This is a genomic window from Lentimicrobiaceae bacterium (assembly GCA_023227965.1).
Taxonomy (GTDB): domain Bacteria; phylum Bacteroidota; class Bacteroidia; order Bacteroidales; family JALOCA01; genus JALOCA01.
Genome location: JALOCA010000031.1, coordinates 1 through 18,565, shown reverse-complemented (window position 1 = coordinate 18,565; position 18,565 = coordinate 1). Strand labels below are relative to the sequence as shown.

The 18,565-nt window shown below is 36.8% G+C and carries 14 protein-coding genes and 1 pseudogene; 10 read left to right on the top strand and 5 right to left on the bottom strand.

Annotation, left to right across the window (positions count from 1 at the left end; genetic code table 11):
* From M0R21_10315 to rpmH, 3 genes are all read right to left on the bottom strand, one after another.
* Positions 1 to 1,299 carry a glycosyltransferase family 4 protein gene (locus tag M0R21_10315; GenBank protein MCK9618214.1) on the bottom strand — a complete coding sequence of 433 codons (1,299 nt, stop codon included), beginning with the start codon at positions 1,297 to 1,299 and terminating at the stop codon, positions 1 to 3.
* Positions 1,300 to 1,324: 25 nt separating this feature from the next.
* Positions 1,325 to 3,760, bottom strand: coding sequence for a YfhO family protein (locus M0R21_10310; GenBank protein MCK9618213.1), 2,436 nt, complete (start codon positions 3,758 to 3,760; stop codon positions 1,325 to 1,327).
* Positions 3,761 to 4,156: 396 nt separating this feature from the next.
* Entirely contained in the window at positions 4,157 to 4,303 is a 147-nt protein-coding gene (rpmH, locus tag M0R21_10305; protein MCK9618212.1) for a 50S ribosomal protein L34, read from the bottom strand.
* A 152-nt stretch (positions 4,304 to 4,455) separates the two neighbouring features.
* On the opposite strand from rpmH, the gene M0R21_10300 reads away from it, so the two are divergent.
* Entirely contained in the window at positions 4,456 to 5,253 is a 798-nt protein-coding gene (locus M0R21_10300; protein ID MCK9618211.1) for an RNA methyltransferase, read from the top strand.
* A gap of 31 nt (positions 5,254 to 5,284) precedes the next feature.
* On the opposite strand, the gene M0R21_10295 is transcribed toward M0R21_10300, so the two are convergent.
* A complete protein-coding gene (locus M0R21_10295; protein MCK9618210.1) occupies positions 5,285 to 5,611 on the bottom strand; it encodes a hypothetical protein in 327 nt (108 codons plus the stop codon).
* A gap of 142 nt (positions 5,612 to 5,753) precedes the next feature.
* Here M0R21_10295 and M0R21_10290 point away from each other — a divergent pair, with 142 nt between their 5' ends.
* The 8 genes from M0R21_10290 to M0R21_10255 all read left to right on the top strand — a co-directional run bounded on the left by M0R21_10290 (position 5,754) and on the right by M0R21_10255 (position 16,148).
* A complete protein-coding gene (locus M0R21_10290; protein MCK9618209.1) occupies positions 5,754 to 6,434 on the top strand; it encodes a DUF5011 domain-containing protein in 681 nt (226 codons plus the stop codon).
* Positions 6,435 to 6,557: 123 nt separating this feature from the next.
* Complete coding sequence (locus tag M0R21_10285; protein MCK9618208.1) at positions 6,558 to 8,495, top strand: sulfatase-like hydrolase/transferase; 1,938 nt, start codon at positions 6,558 to 6,560, stop codon at positions 8,493 to 8,495.
* Positions 8,492 to 9,388 (top strand): diacylglycerol kinase family lipid kinase, encoded by an 897-nt coding sequence (locus M0R21_10280; GenBank protein ID MCK9618207.1) that lies wholly within the window; start codon positions 8,492 to 8,494, stop codon positions 9,386 to 9,388. The genes M0R21_10285 and M0R21_10280 overlap by 4 nt, the downstream gene beginning before the upstream one ends.
* Before the next feature lie 15 nt (positions 9,389 to 9,403).
* Positions 9,404 to 10,801: a C1 family peptidase gene (locus tag M0R21_10275; GenBank protein ID MCK9618206.1), complete on the top strand. Its 1,398-nt coding sequence runs from the start codon at positions 9,404 to 9,406 to the stop codon at positions 10,799 to 10,801.
* A 208-nt stretch (positions 10,802 to 11,009) separates the two neighbouring features.
* Positions 11,010 to 12,305, top strand: coding sequence for a methionine adenosyltransferase (gene metK / locus M0R21_10270; GenBank protein MCK9618205.1), 1,296 nt, complete (start codon positions 11,010 to 11,012; stop codon positions 12,303 to 12,305).
* Between the two features lie 86 nt (positions 12,306 to 12,391).
* Positions 12,392 to 13,114 (top strand): carboxypeptidase-like regulatory domain-containing protein, encoded by a 723-nt coding sequence (locus M0R21_10265; GenBank protein ID MCK9618204.1) that lies wholly within the window; start codon positions 12,392 to 12,394, stop codon positions 13,112 to 13,114.
* A 3-nt stretch (positions 13,115 to 13,117) separates the two neighbouring features.
* Positions 13,118 to 15,646, top strand: a complete 2,529-nt coding sequence (locus tag M0R21_10260) for a TonB-dependent receptor (protein ID MCK9618203.1) — start codon at positions 13,118 to 13,120, stop codon at positions 15,644 to 15,646.
* 52 nt (positions 15,647 to 15,698) lie between these two features.
* Positions 15,699 to 16,148 carry a CoA-binding protein gene (locus M0R21_10255; GenBank protein MCK9618202.1) on the top strand — a complete coding sequence of 150 codons (450 nt, stop codon included), beginning with the start codon at positions 15,699 to 15,701 and terminating at the stop codon, positions 16,146 to 16,148.
* A gap of 106 nt (positions 16,149 to 16,254) precedes the next feature.
* Here the strand turns inward: M0R21_10255 and M0R21_10250 are convergent, their stop codons facing one another.
* Complete coding sequence (locus M0R21_10250; protein ID MCK9618201.1) at positions 16,255 to 17,343, bottom strand: nitronate monooxygenase family protein; 1,089 nt, start codon at positions 17,341 to 17,343, stop codon at positions 16,255 to 16,257.
* A gap of 926 nt (positions 17,344 to 18,269) precedes the next feature.
* Here M0R21_10250 and M0R21_10245 point away from each other — a divergent pair.
* Positions 18,270 to 18,565 (top strand): annotated as a pseudogene (locus M0R21_10245) (DUF3267 domain-containing protein).

Genomic DNA, 18,565 nt, shown 5'->3' with positions numbered 1-18,565 from the left:
TCAGGATATAGATTGCAGAATCCCGGCTAATTTTTGGGTGAGCATCTTGCGTGAAAACCTTTCATATCCGATATTGTTTGTCTTCAGGTTGCCTCGTTTGTATAACTGGTAATATTGTTCAATAATGGCTTTAAGCCCGTCATAGTTTTCATAATCCAACGCATAACCCGCTTTTGTTTCGTTAAGAATTTTGGCTGCATCGCCATTTGAAGGTCCTATACAAATTATCGGACGGCGGGCAGCAAGGTATTCAAAAAATTTTCCGGTGAGTATGCTTACAGCATTAGGAGTATTATTTATTACAAGCAACAATACTTGGGATTGCTGTTGTACACGAATTACCTCATCGTGTGGCATGTAATCTATCTTTGACAGGTATTTTCTCAAACCGTTTTCGTTGATCGCATCCAACACTGAAAAATCAGCTTTGCCAACTAACTTAATTTCCAAATCATTAGCAAAGTCTTGGTTTTCCATTATTAATGAACTCAAAACTTTCCATAAAGTATGGGGGTTACGGGTTTTCACCATCGTTCCTATATGTGCAATGGAAAATTTTTTATCGGGCTTGGTTTCAGCAGGCAAAATACAATCTTCATAATCAAAGCCATTGGTTATCACATCATATTTTCTTGGAAAAATGGTATACATTTCTTCTGCCATTGTAGGACTGATTACTGTAACAACATTGGCATTTTTAAGTACTTGTTTTTCAAGATTTTTATGTTTTTTATCTGCAAATGAGGTAAGTTTAAGGTCCTTATAAAAATCAATATTCGTCCATGGGTCGCGGAAATCTGCAAGCCAAGGAAGTGACAATGATTTTGCTAATTGCATTGCAATCAGATGCATACTATGAGGAGGACCTGTAGAAACGATTGTATCAACCGGATGCATTTCCAAATACTTTTTCAGATATTTTACTGAGGGCTTTATCCAGAATTTCCTTGCATCGGGAATAAAAAAATTCCCTCTTATCCACACTGATATATTTTCAAGAAAACTTTTTTTCTTATTTTCAGACAAAAAGCCTGCGTTTATTTTGACATGTTTTTTCTGTCCTGTAAATTTTTTATAAATATCATAGGGCTCCCAGATATGTGTTCTTAATATAGTAATATCCGGGGGAATATCTTTATAAAGAGTTTCGTCGTATTCTGGATATTCCGGATTTTCAGTAGTATATATTACAGGCTCGAAACCATATTGTCTTAAATATTTTACAAACTTAAGCCATCTTTGCACCCCCGCACCCCCGCTTGGAGGCCAGTAATATGTAAGAATTAAAATTTTTTTCATTCAATATATATATTTTTTTCTTACATTATTTCTTAAAAAATCTATAGTACGACTCTTTTCCAAGCATTCCAACAACAAGCATTAACAACAAAAGAGAACTTGCAAATGAAACCTTCTCTCCGGTTTTGTAGCATTTTGGTTCAAAACGAAAATCAATAGTATGTTTACCTGAAGGTAACATCATTGCCCTTAGCACATAGTTTGCCCTTAAATGGGAAACCGGCATGTTATCAATGTAGGCGTTCCAGCCTTTTTCATAGTAAATTTCAGAAAAAACTGCCAGTTTCTTTTTCGCTGCAATATAGGTATATTGCAAATGATTAGGGGCATAACTTACCAATGAAATCTTTGAATTTGAATCTGTTCCGGCGACAACGTTTTTCAGTAAGGGTTCGAACCTTTTATCAACAATTGCTTTTGTTTTTGGATTGAATTTTGAAAGTGCTAAAAGTTCTGCATCAGCATTGGAAACATATTTTATACTATCAACAAACCACGCATGTCCTAAAGCTTGCATGTTGATTTGTACAACAGGATTACGTTGCTGATCAGGAACAATGAAATATTTGGTATTGAGCATATTCAATACGCTCATATTATTCATATTGATTTGATGGTCTATAAGTTCCTGATATCTACGAAGTTTTGCACCATGATAACCACCGATAGATTTATGGAAATAGCTTGTACTTGCATCGTTAAACGGGTCAACAGTTACATTTAAAACCCTGAAATCCGGGTCGGGATCTTTTAAAATCAAACTATCGGCTTTTGAAGCAAGGAAAGGGTTTTGAAAAGAAGATTTACTTACAAATTTATCGTTGTCAACATATCTTTTGTTAACTGTCCACAAATCAATAAGCATCAAAGCAATTATTCCTGCAATCATGTATTCTTTTTTAATCTTTTTAAATAGAAATGCCCAAAGAGCTGCTGCCATCAGTGTAATAAAAATGAGCGAACGGAAAGCGTCGGCACGTAACATACCCGACCTGTCTTCACGGATTGCATTAATTAGCCAATCGGGGTAAATTTTGGCATAATTGGCATCAGCTGGGCTGGTAAAATCATAAAAGCCAGATCCAAACAAAGCAAAAATCAAACAAACTATCGCTAAAACAGCATAAACATATTTTACGACATTGAATATTTTTTTATTATCATGCTCCTGTTGAAAAATATTTCGAAGTGAAATGAAGGCTAATAAAGGTATTGCAAATTCTGCAATTACTAAAATCATTGTAACAGCCCTGAATTTGTCATAAGCAGGAATATAATCGAGAAAGAAATTAGTAAATGGCATAAAATTTTTACCCCATGATAATAATATTGATAAAATAGTTATCGAAAGAAGCCACCATCTGAATCTGCCTTTTACAATAAATATTCCGATTAAAAACAACAAAATAACAGAGGCTCCCACATATACCGGACCAGAGGTGCCGGGTTGTCTGCCCCAATACAAAGGAAGGCTTTTAATAATTTCTTTTGCCTGGTTTTCTGAAACTACTTGGTTTTCCAATAATATTTTATAAGTTGAAGAATTTGTGCTTAATTTTCCAACAGAAGCTCCGCCTTTAAAACCAGGAATCAGCAATGTCATTGTTTCATCAATTCCATAGCTCCATTGAGTTGTATAATCTTTGTCTAAACCACTTGTACGGTTTTCTTTCTCTGTTGTTAATTCTGATTTCCCTCTTATGGTATATTTACCATACTCATAAGTTGACCAAAGATTGCTGAAACCAGTACCGATTGCAAGCAATGCGGCTATTATCAATACACCGGTTGATTTTGAAAAATTCAACAATTTTTTTTCTTTAATTGAATATATAAATTCTACAATGCCAAAAACAAGAATTATTAGAAGCAAATAATAGGCTATTTGCAAATGGTTGGCATTGAGTTCGAGGGCTAAAGCTAAAGCTGTTATTACACCTCCCAGAAGGTATTTCCCTCTATATGATAATATTATTCCTGCTAAAACAGGAGCCATATAAGCAATTGCATGGGCTTTACTGTTATGTCCAGCTTCGAAAATGATAAAAAAGTAAGATGAAAAGGCAAAGGCTATTGAACCCGCAAGACTTATCCAGGGGCTAACGCCTAAAACCAGCAATAACAAATAGAATCCAATAAAATATAAGAATACATAGTTTGCGGGTGTGGGTAATCCCAGTTGCAAAAAGTTATCTACATGCTTCACCAAGTTTGCTTTGTATTTTACCGAAATCTGGTAAGCAGGCATTCCACCAAACATCGAATTGGTCCAAAGAGGTTCTTCGCCGGTTTTTGCTCTGAAATCAGAGATTTCCTTCGACATACCCTGCCAATGGGTAATATCACTTTGCATTAATCTTTTCCCTTCGATTAATGGGCTGAAATAAACCATACTTATTATTACAAATAAAACAACAGCAATAAGATACGGGCTGAATTGTTTAAAAGAAATATTTTTCATGGATATACTATTTTGGATTTATTTTTGAATTTCTTCGTAATCTACATATTCTCCACTATCCGAAGTATGTTTTGGCTTCTTTTGTTCAGGCATATAATCAATTTTAACATCCCCTTCGTGTCTGGAGTTATCCTCTTCTTGGGTATTACCAAAAATTGAAAATTTGTTTTGCAGATGATGAAAATATTTACGCAATACTAAAGGGAAAATAATACGGAATATTATCCTGAGTATGAAAATGAATAAAATACAATATAGAATAAACTCAAACACCTGCATCTGTAAGTTATACATTCAGACTGCGAAGATACATCAATAAATACAAAAAGCAAAAGGAGGCTTAACAACCTCCTTTGCAATATTTTGAGAAGAATTATCTTTTACGATGATTCAAAATTACTTTTCGTCGGAAACCGTGAGTTTTTTTCTGCCTTTTGCCCTGCGGGCAGCAAGTACTTTGCGACCGTTAGTTGTTGACATCCTTTTACGGAAACCATGTTTGTTTCTTCTCTTTCTGTTTGATGGTTGGAATGTCCTCTTCATAGTTCATTTTTTGGGACTGCAAAATTAGTTTTATTTTTTATTTTTACAAATCAATCCGAATTTTTTTCATACTCTTCCTATTTCTACTTTCTATCGGTAGGTTAATATTGCTCGATAAAAACGGTATTTTTGTCGTTTTAAATACATAAAATATGCCTGAAAAAATTTTCAGCCCTCAAAATCCCATGGTAAAAAACATTGTCAGACTGCAAAAAACCAAGGAAAGGAAGGCGCAAAACCGTATAGTCATTGAAGGATACAGAGAAATACACCTTGCATTAGATGCGGGATTTTTGGTAGAATATTTATTTGTGTGTAAAAAAATAACTGGTGAAGCGCTACCCGAGCTGTTTTTGCCTGATCTTAAAGAAAAAATAATTGAAGTTACTCCGGCCGTCTTTAATAAAATAGCTTACAGGGAGCAATCTGACGGCTTAATGGCAATAGCTATACCCAAAGATATTTCAATTCATTCTGTATTCCTGTCGAACAACCCATTAGTTATTGTGCTTGAATCGGTAGAAAAACCCGGGAATCTGGGAGCCATTCTTCGTACAGCCGATGCCGCTAGTGCTGATGCTGTTATCATCTGTGATCCGTTATGCGATATTTACAGTCCGAATACCATACGTTCATCAATTGGATGCGTTTTTACACAACAGGTAGCAGTTTGTACAACTGAAGAAGCTATTTCCTGGCTGGTGGAAAATAAAATAACAACATTTGCAGCAGCGCTTACCGGAAATAAACAATACCATGAAATGGATTTTTCAAGAGCTACTGCAATTGTGATGGGTACCGAGGCGCATGGGCTAAGCAAACAATGGATAGAAAATACGGATTATCAAATTAAAATTCCGATGTTGGGTAAAATAGATTCATTAAACGTATCAGTTTCAACAGCTATACTCGTATTTGAGGCTTTGCGGCAAAGGAATTTTTATCAATAAAAAAGGGGGCTCGCAAGCTCCCTTTTTAGATTTACTGCACTTTTGTGGCTCCGGGACGTTTTTTCTTATCCACAGGCTTGGGTTCTTCCTTTTTAATTTGTGCCTTCTTAGTAGTAGCTTTAGGTTTAGCAGCTTCGGCTTTGGCAATGCTGTCTGCCTTAACAATACTGTCCTGTTTGGCTTTTTCAATTGCCTGAGCAATACTGTCAGCTTTCACGGTACTGTCCACTTTGGCAATGCTGTCGGCTTTACGAATAGAATCCTGACGGGCAGCTTCGTCTTTCTCTTTCTGGCTAGGGCCACATGCTACAAAAGCAATCATTCCGGCAACAATAAGCAATGAGAATAATTTTTTCATTTGAAATACAATTTAATGGATTAATTAGCTGCAAAATTAACTGTTTTTTTTGAACTATTTAATGTTACCATTGTTTTTTTATTTAGTTTTGTAGCATTCTTTTATATGAAAAATATTTTTTTTGTTCACTAAAAATTTAATTATGAAAAAGCTTTTTTCAATCTTCGTTTTAGTTGCTACTGTTGCTGCAACTACTTTTTTTACATCGTGTTCGGAAGATAACGACAACACGGTTCCAGACATCACTCTTGGTGGTCAAGCCAATATGGACATTGTTATCAATAGTGTTGGCAACTGGGTAGAACCCGGATTTACGGCTACCGACAATAAAGATGGAGATATTACTTCAAAGGTAGTAATTACCGGAACTGTTGATGTAACCAAATTAGGTACTTATGTAATTACTTATCGCGTTGAAGATGAGGCGGGCAATTATATTGTGGTTGAACGTACGGTTAATGTTATTGTTAATAATCAAACGTATGTTGCCAGTTATGCTGTTGTTGATGTAATTACAGGTCCCGGAAGTGGCACATACAATTATACAGTAACGGCTTCTATTTCTTCCATTGATACAGGAAAAATCCTTCTCGCCAATTTTGGTGGCTATGGAAATACGCAAATTGCATATTTTACCTTTACAAAAGAAGGTGTCATTAGCATTCCCAGCCAACATGTAACCGGTTCCCCTGGATTTGAAGGTACATTACAAGGTACTGGTACTACTGCTGACAATGGTAATGTGTTAAATATCACTTATAGCTATACTTATGATGATGGTAGCGGTACAGATAATGGTACTGCAACCTACACAAAAAGGTAGTTTTTAATCATATGTAGATAAAAAAGGAGACATCAAAAACAGATGTCTCTTTTTTTTATTTTTGCCTTTTGCATCGTGCCGGAATAAAAATTAACCGGATTCTTGATTACGAACCATATACGGATGAAAAAAAAATATTTCTTCAGTGTGGGAATTCATAAAGCCACCGTATTAAAATTGTTTTTTTCCTTTATTCTGCTTATTATCAGCAGGCTTCTTTTGTATTTTTTTAATATTCAATTTTTTAAGGATATTGATTTTATAGAACTAATTACTCTTGCTTTTTATGGTTTGCGCTTTGATCTGTTCACCTTGGTGCTTATTGCATTTCCGCTCCTGTTTTTCAATTCTTTACCTATTAAAATCAGGTATAACTCTATATACCAATTAATTGTAAATATTATTTTTTATTTCACCAATGCCATAGCCTTTACTGCTAACTGTATTGATGTGGTTTATTATAGATTTACGCTGAAGCGAACAACGGCAGATATTTTTAACTATCTTAATTATCAAGATAATATGAATGTCCTTATACCCCAGTTTATTTATGATTTCTGGTATATGTTTTTGATTTGGATAGGGTTGATTTTTATGCTTGTTTTTCTTTGCCATAAAATTAAAATTAACAATAAAGTCCTGTACCACACCTTATATTATTATGTGGGGCAAACATTAATTTTTATTGCCTTTCTTTTGTTTTCTCTTGTTGGCATCAGGGGCGGCTTTCAGTTAAAGCCCATCAGCATTATAACAGCCGGCAATTATACTTCTTCCCCTAAAATACAGATTGTTGTAAATACTCCGTTCACAATAGTTAAAACATGGGGGCAAAAAGGGCTGAAAGAAGAGCATTATTTTAAAGACATTAAGGATGCATCTTCCATTTATTCACCTTTTCATCACGAGGCTATTGATTCATTACCTCCATTCAGAAAACTGAACGTGGTTATTATTATCCTGGAAAGTTTTTCGCAGGAACATATCCATGCATTGAATAAAAATATTGACAATGGACGATATAAAGGATTTACTCCATTTTTAGATTCTTTAATTAATGAAAGCTATGTTTTTGAAGGGTTTGCTAATGGGAAACGCTCTATAGAAGGCATTCCTGCCATTCTTTCGGGGCTTCCCACCCTGATGGATAAGGATTATATTACGTCAGCATTTGCCGCCAATAAAATGTTTAGTTTGGCAAATTACCTTAAAAAAGAAGGTTACCATTCTTCGTTTTTTCATGGGGGTAATAACGGAACGATGAATTTTGATTCCTATGTAAAAACTGCAGGTTTTGATGCGTATTTTGGCAGGAATGAATACAATAACGACACCGATTTCGATGGGAAATGGGGAATCTGGGACGAGCCCTTCCTGCAATTTTTTGCCAAAAAACTGAATGGATTTTCACAACCTTTTTTATCCTCAGTTTTTACTTTATCCTCACATCATCCGTATAAAATTCCGCAAAAGTATGAAAACAAATTTCCTAAAGGGGAACTTCCTATCCAGCAAACTATTGCCTACAGCGACTATTCTTTGATGAAATTTTTCAAAACTGCACAAAAAATGCGATGGTTTGACAGTACACTTTTTGTAATCACAGCCGATCATACTTCGGAAGCTGCCCTTCCTTACTACGAAACAGTCCATGGTAATTTCAGAATTCCCATCTTTTTTTATATGCACAACAGCCCGCTGAAAGGCAAAGCAAACCATATAGCCCAACAAATAGATATTCTTCCCAGCATACTTTCCGTTTTACATTACAACGACAATTATATTGCTTTTGGCACCAATGCCTTTGATAACTCAGCCATACATTTTGATATTACCTATTCGGGTAGCGGTTACCAGCTTATTTGTGATAATTATCTTTTGCAATTCAACGGAAAAGCATCTTCCGGGTTGTATTATATCCCAGGCGACCCATTTTGTAAAAAAAACCTTGTAAATTCGCTACCTGTAATAAAAAACAAACTGGAACTACTTTGCAAAGCCCTCATCCAGCAATATAATTATAGAATGATAAACAATAAATTAACAGAATTTACCCCATGACAGATGTTGCTGTAAAAAAGAAAATTTTGTTTATCATTAACCCCATTTCAGGTGTAAACCAAGGGAAAAAACATACTATTGAAGAAATTATTATCCGGCATTTGGATCACATTGTATATGATTATTCCATTGCTTATACCCAATTGCCGGGACATGCAACGGACTTGGCAAAGGATGCCGTAGGGAAAAACTATTTTGCTGTGGTAGCCATCGGCGGCGATGGCTCCATTAATGAAATTGCCAAAGCATTAATCGGAAGCAAAACCGTACTGGCTGTAATACCTTCGGGCTCCGGTAACGGGTTTGCCCATCATTTGCATATTCCCTTTGTATTTGAAAAAGCTATTGAGGTTATTAACAAAGGAAGGGTAATTTCAATAGATACCGTTCACCTTAATGATGAAATTTTTATCAGTATTGCCGGAGTAGGATTTGATGCCTTGGTAGCAAAAAAGTTTGCAAAAAAGAAAAGAAGAGGATTTCTTTCGTATTTTTCTATTGTTTCGCGCGAGTATGCCAGGTACAAACCCAAATCCTATAAGCTTCTTATTGATGGTAAGCCATTGAAAAGAAGGGCATTATTTATCAGTTTTGCCAATTCAAACCAGTTTGGATACAATACACGCATAGCCCCTAATGCCGAAATTACCGATGGTTTGATTGACGTTTGCATAGTAAAAAAAATTCCTCTTCTGAAAATTCCTATCCTTGCACATTTTCTCTTTCAGCGGAAAATTGATAAAAGTAATTATGTGGAATGTTATAAAGCCAAAGAAATAAAAGTAATACGTAAAAAAAACAGGGTAATAAACATTGATGGCGAAGCCGTTAAGCTATCAAAAAATATTAGCATAAAGATAAATCATCTTTCACTGAATGTTATTGTTCCATAATATAAATATATTTTAATGAAAAATTTTATAAAATTTATTATTCTATTTTTAAATATTTATTCAATATCTGCTTATTCGCAAAATGACGGTGCAATTACACCAAAGTTGCTTTCAAAAATTAAATCTACCTATCTGAATACTACTTCTGACAAAGCCATCCGGAATGCTGTTACTACAAACAACATCAACAAATTGAGTTTGAATCGGGAAAATACTGGGAAATTTGATAATTATTTTTCCAATAAAGTAAAAGTTTCGGGAATTACCGATCAAAAATCTTCTGGTCGTTGCTGGTTGTTTACAGGACTTAACATCTTGCGTCCCATAACACTAAATAAATTAAACCTGAGTGATTTTGCATTTTCACAGAATTATTGTTTCTTTTGGGACCAGTTTGAAAAAAGCAACCTTTTTCTTGAAGCCATTATAACTACCAGAGACAAACCTCTCGACGACCGCACAGTGGAATGGCTTTTTAAAAATCCGATTGGAGATGGTGGACAATGGACAACTTTTGCCGGAATAGTACAAAAATACGGACTTGTACCTGCCGAGGTGATGCCCGAAACTTACAACACGGATAATACCTCAGTTATTTCTGTGCTACTCGCCCGCAAACTAAGAGAAAATGGATTGATAATTAGGGATATGGCTCAACAAAAAAAGAACGTCGAAAATTTAAGATCAAAAAAAATCGAAATGTTGAGCGAGATTTACCGTATGCTCGTAACCGGATTTGGTGAACCGCCTTCGGAATTCGACTGGCGTTATAAAAGCAAAGATGACAAAATTTCGGAAACAAAACAATATACACCCCTCTCGTTTTACAATGAAATGGTTGGAATTAATCTTTCTGACTATGTAATGTTTATGGACAATCCTGCCCGTGAATACAATAAAGTGTATGAAATTGAATACGACAGGAATATGATTGAAGGGTTCAACTGGAAATACATCAATCTCCCTGCATCGGTAATTAAGGATTTTGCCAAAAACTCCATTTTGGCTAATGATGCTGTGTATTTTGGTTGCGATGTAGGCAAGCAGCTCAACTCCGAAGCCGGTATTCTTGATGTAAATAATTATGACTACAACAGCCTTTTGGGTGTTAATTTTGGTATGGATAAAAAACAACGCATTCTGTCTTTCGATTCAGGTTCTTCACATGGTATGGCATTGGTGGGTGTTGAAGTAGATAAAGATGGTAAACCAACAAAATGGATGCTCGAAAATAGCTGGGGCGATAAAGCCGGAAACAAGGGCTATCTTACTATGACCGATCGCTGGTTCGACGAATACATGTTCCGTTTGGTAGTAAATAAAAAATATATTTCTGCAGAAGCACTGAAGTTGCTTGAACAGAAACCGGTGCTGCTTCCTCCTTACGACCAGATGTTTTCGCCTGAAAACTGATTGAATGTAAATTACGTATAACCTTTACCGTTTGCGGTAAATTTATGTGTATTAATTTTGCCAGTTTCGATTTTTTTTATTCCTTTGCAGCAAAAGTGGAAAGATTTGATTGCTTGCAACCACTGGAAAAAATGCTAAACCAATTCCTTTTTTCCCCGCCAATCAACATTTTTCCCATTATACCGTTTAATCATAAAATTTTATAACAATGGGATATTTATTTACATCAGAATCGGTTTCGGAAGGACACCCGGACAAAGTAGCCGATCAAATTTCAGATGCTTTATTAGACGAATTTTTGCGTTTTGACCCCGAATCGAAAGTTGCTTGCGAAACTTTATGTACCACAGGTCTTGTGGTTTGCAGCGGGGAAGTGAAAACCAAAGGCTGGGTGGATGTACAGAATGTTGTTCGCGATACCTTGAAGGAAATAGGATACACCAAAGCCGAATACCGTTTCGAAGCAGAATCGTGCGGAATAATTTCCACCATTCACGAGCAGTCGCCCGATATTAACCAGGGAGTAGTCAGAAAAAAAGACGAAGAGCAGGGTGCCGGTGACCAGGGAATGATGTTTGGCTATGCTTGTACCGAAATGGATAATTTTATGCCCCTCACCAGCGAACTTGCCCATATTTTCCTGCAGGAATTGGCAGCCATTCGCCGTGAAGGCAAAAAAATAAAATATCTTCGTCCCGACAGCAAGTCGCAGATTACCGTTGAATACGACGATAATGGAAAACCAAAGCGTATAGATACCATCGTAATTTCCACCCAGCATGACGATTTCGATTCGGAAGAAAAAATGCTGGCAACAATTCGCCGGGATGTTGAGAAAATTCTCATACCGAGGGTGAAAAAAATCATCCCTGAAAGAATAAAACGCTTGTTTAAAGGAGACTATAAATTGTATGTAAACCCAACGGGCAAGTTTGTCATCGGCGGACCTCACGGCGATACCGGACTTACCGGCAGAAAAATAATTGTTGATACCTATGGCGGACATGGAGCCCACGGCGGCGGCGCTTTTTCAGGAAAAGATTCTTCAAAAGTTGACCGCTCTGCAGCCTATGCAGCCCGGCATATTGCCAAAAACCTTGTTGCTGCCGGGGTTGCCGAACAGGTATTGGTACAGGTTGCTTATGCAATTGGAATTGCAAAACCCGTTGGCTTGTACATTAATACGAATAAAACAGCCCATGTTAGAAATAACGATAAAAAAATCACAGATGGCGAAATAGCCGAAAAAGTGATGAAGGTTTACGATTTAACACCTTATGCTATTGTGAAACGCTTCGGGTTGAAAAACCCGATTTTTAAGCCTACTGCTTCTTACGGGCATTTCGGCAGAGACCATTATGAAAAAGAAGTTGAAGTGTATTACAACCCCGTAAACGGCAGTTTAAAAGACAATGGCAATGAGCGGCATACTAAAAATGTAGAATTTTTTGCCTGGGAGAAATTAGACTTTGTAGACGCATTTAAAAAGGAATTTGGGCTGTAAACATGAAAGGCTGTTTGAAAAAGCAGCCTTTTTTATTGATTTTTGAAATAATACAACACCTCTTTCGTTTTAAAAACGAATTTTCTTTGAATACACGTAGAGAACAGAGCAATCGTTTCACAATTTTTTTACTTTTGCTGTTGATGAAAAAATACAAACCGGGATTTTGGCTTCTACTCTTTTTTCTGTTTGTGAAAAACTTGTGCTTTTCCCAGACAGCAAAAGATAACGATCTTATCCAGTTTTCGGGTATAGTGGTAACGGAAGAAGGCGAAAATCTGAAACCCGTTTCTTTTACCAATATAGCCGTAAAAAATACATGGAGAGGCACAGTATCCGACTATTACGGATATTTTTCTTTTGTTGCCCGGAAAAAAGAAACGGTAATCTTTTCGGCAGTAGGGTATAAAAAAGTAAATTTTACTATCCCTGACACTATCACTACCCATCGTTATTCACTTATCCAGATAATGAGTACCGACACGCTGCTTCTTCCCGAAACCGTGATTTATCCCTGGCCAACCCGCGAACAGTTTAAACAAGCTTTTGTAAAACTGCACGTTCCTGAAGATGACATGATAAGAGCCTACCGCAACCTTGAACTGATGGAACGAAAAGAACATGGTATTTTAAACGAAACTACTCCATACCTTGCCGATGGAGGCACAAATTATTTGTATTATATGAATAGTCAGAATGATAAGTTATATTCTCAGGGGGGGGTAACCACCAACAACCTGCTCAATCCCATGGCGTGGGCTGAATTTTTCAAAGCATGGAAGGATGGAAAATTTAAAAAGAAAAAATAATTAATGCAAAAATTTAAAACTCTTTTCATAATTTGTTTCAGTTTATTTGCTGTTTGGTGTTCTGCCCAGGAAAAAGCTACCGTTTACGGAATTGTAAGCGACAATAACAAGAAGCCTCTCGACCTGGTTAATGTTTCCATTGAAGGTTTGCCCGGAGGAACCACCACCAATAAAAATGGTTATTTCGAACTTTCAATTCCTTCAAAACAGCCTATAAACCTGATAATTTCCTTTGTAGGTTACGACAAACGGGTGTATCCTCTCATGTTGCAACCCAACGAACGCCGCAACATTAACCCCGTATTAAGCACCTCGTCTATCAGATTACCCGATTTTGTAGTAACGGAAAGCTCTATAAGCCGGACATCCAATTTAACCCGGGTTGATCCCAAAACAGCTACCATAGTACCAAGCCTTGGGGGAGGTATTGAATCGTTGATTAAAACCCTTCCGGGTGTAGCTTCAAACAACGAACTCAGTTCGCAATACAGCGTAAGGGGTGGAAATTTCGACGAAAACCTTGTCTATGTCAACGATATAGAAATATACAGACCTTTTCTCATCCGTTCGGGGCAGCAGGAAGGACTCAGTTTTCTTAACCCTGATTTAGTTTCATCTATTTCTTTTTCTGCCGGGGGTTTCGATGCAAAATATGGTGACAAAATGGCTTCTGTCCTTGATATTCAATATAAAAAACCTGTAAGAACAAGCGGTTCGGTACAGGGAAGCCTATTAGGAGGAAATATGCACATCGAAGGTGCTTCGCACAATTATCGCTTAACCTATCTGTTGGGAGTCAGGCAAAAATCGAACCAATACCTGTTAAACAGCCTCGAGACCAAAGGCGACTACAAGCCCTCGTTTACCGATGTGCAGGGGTTGATCACCTACGACCTGAACGAGGAACTTGAAATTTCTTTCCTGGGATACTATGCCCGTAATCAATATAAATTAAAACCCAAAGATCGTGAAACTAATTTTGGAACCCAAGATGAAGCCTTCCGGTTTAAGGTTTATTTTGAAGGACAGGAAATGGACCATTTCAATACCAGTACAGGTGCACTGACTTTAACATATAAACCTAACAATAATTTGAAACTCAAATTTATAGCATCCTCATTTCATTCCCTTGAAAGTGAGACCTATGATATTTTAAGCCAATATTGGATAGGAAAACTTGAAACCGACCAGTCGAAAGGTAGTAACAATCAGGTGGTAGAATCTTTGGGGGTGGGCTCTTTTTTAAATCATGCCCGGAATTATCTTACTGCCGACGTCATCAATGCGGAGCATCGTGGAATATTTACTTTATCGGACAATTCATGGCAATGGGGACTTAAATACCAGCACGAATATATTTCCGACGAACTGAGCGAATGGCAGATGATAGATTCAGCCGGTTATTCGCTGCCGGTTCCTTCCGATTCGCTTGGGGCTGTATTTCCGGCTAACCACGACCTTGTATTAAAGAGCGCTTTACGAAGCGAGCATACCCTCAGCAGCAACCGGATTATCGGTTTTTTACAACATTCCCGATCGCTCGATACCGATAACCATTTTACACTTTCAGCCGGCATACGCGGACAATACTGGGATATGAACCAGCAATTTTTGGTAAGCCCCCGTATGAACATTTCTTTCAAACCTGATTGGAAAAATGATGTTTTGTTCCGGTTTGCAGCAGGCTTGTATTATCAGCCACCTTTTTACCGCGAAATGCGTGATTTGGAAGGAAACCTGAATACCGATTTGAAAGCACAGTCGTCACTGCATTTTGTTGCCGGTAGCGACTGGAATTTTCAAGTCTGGTCACGCCCGTTTAAATTTGTTACCGAAATCTATTATAAATATCTTGATAATCTCGTACCTTACGAAGTGGATAATGTACGTATCCGCTACTATGCTAGCAACAGCGCACATGGCTATGCAACTGGAATTGATATGAAAATAAACGGTGAATTTGTTCCCGGAATAGAATCCTGGGCAAGCCTTTCAGTGATGCAGACGGAAGAAGATATTAAAGATGACTTTTATTACGACTATTTTAACAGCAAGGGAGAAAAAATCATATCAGGATATACCATGAATAATGTAGCTGTTGACAGTGTTATTCATCATCCTGGCTATATCCCCCGACCTACCGATCAACGCTTCAATTTTGGGTTGTTTTTCCAGGATTACCTGCCTAATAATCCTACCTATAAGATGCATCTTAGCTTTTTGTATGGCAGCCGGCTTCCTTTTGGACCTCCCGACTCGCCCAAATATAAACATACCCTTCGCATTCCTCCCTATTTTAGAGTAGATATTGGTTTTTCAAAACTTATCAAGGGCAGAGACACTAAATTGCCACCGAAAAATGTTCTCAACTATTTTAAAAATATCTGGATTACCGCCGAAATATTCAATCTGCTTCAGGTGAGCAATACGGTTTCTTACTTTTGGGTAACCGATGTTACCAATCGGCAATATGCTGTACCCAATTATCTTACATCAAGGCAATTGAATGTTAAGCTCATAGCTGAATTTTAAATGTTTTCAATTAAATATCCGAATTTTTCCTTAACCCATAAAAAACTAAAAGGTGAATACAAGAGCAGAAATTGATATTTTTCTCAATGATAAAAACCTGGCTATTGCAGGAGTATCGCGAAATTCTAAGAAATTTGGCAATTATGTTTTCAGAATATTGCAATCGAAAGGATTTGCAGTTTGCCCGATTAATCCCAATGCCGATACAATTGAAGGGGTGCCTTGTTATTCACGGATACAGGATCTTCCAATCGGGATTAATAACCTTTTGATTATTACTCACAAGCGCGATACATTGCAGGTGCTTAACGATGCCATAGCAAAAGGAATTCGTAACATCTGGATACAACAAAGCTGTGATACTCCTGAAACCATAAAAATAGCAAAAAATAATACAGACAATTTAATAACGAGAAAGTGTATGCTAATGTATGCATGTCCTGATGGATTTCATAATTTTCATCGCTGGTTAGCCGGAATTATAGGCTCATATGTAAAATAGCCTGAAACCCCGTCTTTGTCCTTTTCTTGCCATAACCAAACTGTTAAAAAGAAAAAAAGCATATTGCTGCCAGTTTTGCCTTACTGTGGAGAAAGGAAAGTACAAATCAGGCTTTTTGCTGCGACCGGTTAATGGCGGTTTGCAGATCGATAACCAACTCCCTAAAAACTTCTTTAACGGTAGTTATTTTTGTTGCCAGATACGCATTGCTTCCGCCAAAAGCATATCCGCTTTCCATATTGCCTTTATAGGCATTAAATAAAGCTTTAATGATACAGTACGGACTGCTCGACACATCGCAGGTTTTAATACAATGAAACGGGCAGTTTATAGGCATCTTTAATCCCTGTTTTACTTTATCAATAAAGCTGTTACTGACAGCTCTTCCGGGCATACCTACAGGACTCTGGATGATTTCCATATCATTTTCGTCGGCGTTAATGTAAGCTTGTTTAAAAGCCATTGAGGCATCGCATTCCTCGGTGGTAACAAACCTGCTTCCCATTTGTACTCCTTTTGCACCCATTTGCATGATGTTAAAAATATCTTCGCCTGTATAAATGCCTCCTGCTGCTATTACCGGTATTTCCTGATGGTACCTATCTTCAAAATATTTAACTTCATTAACAACTTCAGGAATAAGTTTTTCAAGCGTATAGTTTGCGTCTTCCAGTTGCTCTTTTCTGAAACCTAGATGTCCTCCGGCTTTGGGTCCTTCAACAACTATAGCATCGGGAAGGTAATTGTGCGCTGATTTCCATTTTTCGCAAATCAGCCTTGCTGCCCTACCTGATGATACTATGGGCACAAGTTTTGTCGTGCTGTCGTGCTTTAAAAACTTCGGTAATTCCATAGGCAGCCCTGCACCCGAGAATATAATATCAGCTTTTTCCGATATGGCAGTACGTACCATGTCGGCAAAGTTCGACATAGCTACCATAATGTTCACTCCGATAATGCCTTTTGTTTTTTCTTTGGCTTTTCTTATTTCTTCCTTTAAACCCTCAATGTTGGCTTCAAGATAATCAAGAGCCGGGTTATGATGTACAAGACCAAGACCGGCAGCTGAAATTACTCCTACTCCCCCTTCGTTGGCAACCGCAACGGCTAAGCCAGATAATGAAACACCTACTCCCATTCCGCCCTGGATAATAGGCACCTGAATGGTTAACCCGCCTATATTTAATTTTTTCATTAATAGTTAATTTTTATGACCTGATGACTGTTCCGTGTACCCGAAAAAACTCCACGTGCCCAAAGATTATTTTCATCAGTATTTGCATACGCAATACACATGGATTTCATTACGATTACTTAGAAAGTAAATATAATAATTGCGGCAAAGGTAGGTAAAGTAATTAAACAGCGTTGAAATTGAATTAATTATTTTATCAGTGATAAAAGATATCTTTTCCTGTTGAGCAACAGATAATATGGCAAATCTGCAGCAATTGCCGGTAAAAAGTTAAAATTTAAGGGGATGATGCAAAAAATCAGGGGAGGATACCTGAGAACGCCGACGTAATATATTAAAAATAAAAAAGAAAACCTTGTTGAATCTTCCCTTTTTGATGTTGGCAGGCTGATAAACTCGAAAAATAATTTTCTCAACCCCTTTTGTAAAACATTTACCCTATTGAGATTATATTGGAATTTCAATTTTAGTGGCATTTCTATATCTTAGTTTTAGCAGCATACAACTTATTATTTTAATAAAAGTTATTGTTTCGACTATTTTGATTAAGATTTTCTGGGTACTGTATATGTGATAGTGTAATACTAAGTTTCATAACTTTGCGCCTAAACTAATTGCTGTGTAATGTTTTAAACAATAATGTTAAATTTATAATTAAAAAAATGAAATTTATACTGAATGAGTTTTCGGACGACCCAAACTTTCAACCTGATGAAAACTGGACTCCATTAAAAGAATCTTCCAATTTGTGGGCGGTTCAAGTTCAGGCAACACCGTTTGCCATTGTGAATGTATTATTGGTGATATTGCCGATGTGGCTAATTGGAGTTAGTTTCAGGTTCGACGTATTGACTACGTTTGTTTCCTTATTAATATTCATACCTTTACATGAATTTATTCATGCTTTGTTTTTTCCAAAGAACTTAATGTCAGAAAATGTATATTTTGGTTTTACATCTAAAGGACTTGCTCCGTTTGCCACCTACATTGGTGAGATGAAAAGAAATACTTTTATCAGAGTTTAATTAGCGCCATTTGTTCTTATATCAATATTGGGATTTATTTATCTTTTAATTTTTGGAGGCAATAATCTGATTGAACATATTATCGTGTTTAATGTATTTGGAGCCTGTACCGATTGTTTAGGAGTTTTTTTAATACTAAGGCAGGTGCCAAAAGGTGCCATTGTAAAAAATAAGAAAATCAAAACATATTGGAGAAC

Coding starts and splice junctions, on each gene's coding strand:
- metK (MCK9618205.1), top strand. CDS start 11,010: ATGGGATATTTATTTACATCAGAATCGGTTTCGGAAGGACACCCGGAC.
- M0R21_10290 (MCK9618209.1), top strand. CDS start 5,754: ATGAAAAAGCTTTTTTCAATCTTCGTTTTAGTTGCTACTGTTGCTGCA.
- M0R21_10295 (MCK9618210.1), bottom strand. CDS start 5,611: ATGAAAAAATTATTCTCATTGCTTATTGTTGCCGGAATGATTGCTTTT.
- M0R21_10285 (MCK9618208.1), top strand. CDS start 6,558: ATGAAAAAAAAATATTTCTTCAGTGTGGGAATTCATAAAGCCACCGTA.
- M0R21_10310 (MCK9618213.1), bottom strand. CDS start 3,760: ATGAAAAATATTTCTTTTAAACAATTCAGCCCGTATCTTATTGCTGTT.
- M0R21_10275 (MCK9618206.1), top strand. CDS start 9,404: ATGAAAAATTTTATAAAATTTATTATTCTATTTTTAAATATTTATTCA.
- M0R21_10300 (MCK9618211.1), top strand. CDS start 4,456: ATGCCTGAAAAAATTTTCAGCCCTCAAAATCCCATGGTAAAAAACATT.
- M0R21_10260 (MCK9618203.1), top strand. CDS start 13,118: ATGCAAAAATTTAAAACTCTTTTCATAATTTGTTTCAGTTTATTTGCT.
- M0R21_10280 (MCK9618207.1), top strand. CDS start 8,492: ATGACAGATGTTGCTGTAAAAAAGAAAATTTTGTTTATCATTAACCCC.
- rpmH (MCK9618212.1), bottom strand. CDS start 4,303: ATGAAGAGGACATTCCAACCATCAAACAGAAAGAGAAGAAACAAACAT.
- M0R21_10250 (MCK9618201.1), bottom strand. CDS start 17,343: ATGAAAAAATTAAATATAGGCGGGTTAACCATTCAGGTGCCTATTATC.
- M0R21_10315 (MCK9618214.1), bottom strand. CDS start 1,299: ATGAAAAAAATTTTAATTCTTACATATTACTGGCCTCCAAGCGGGGGT.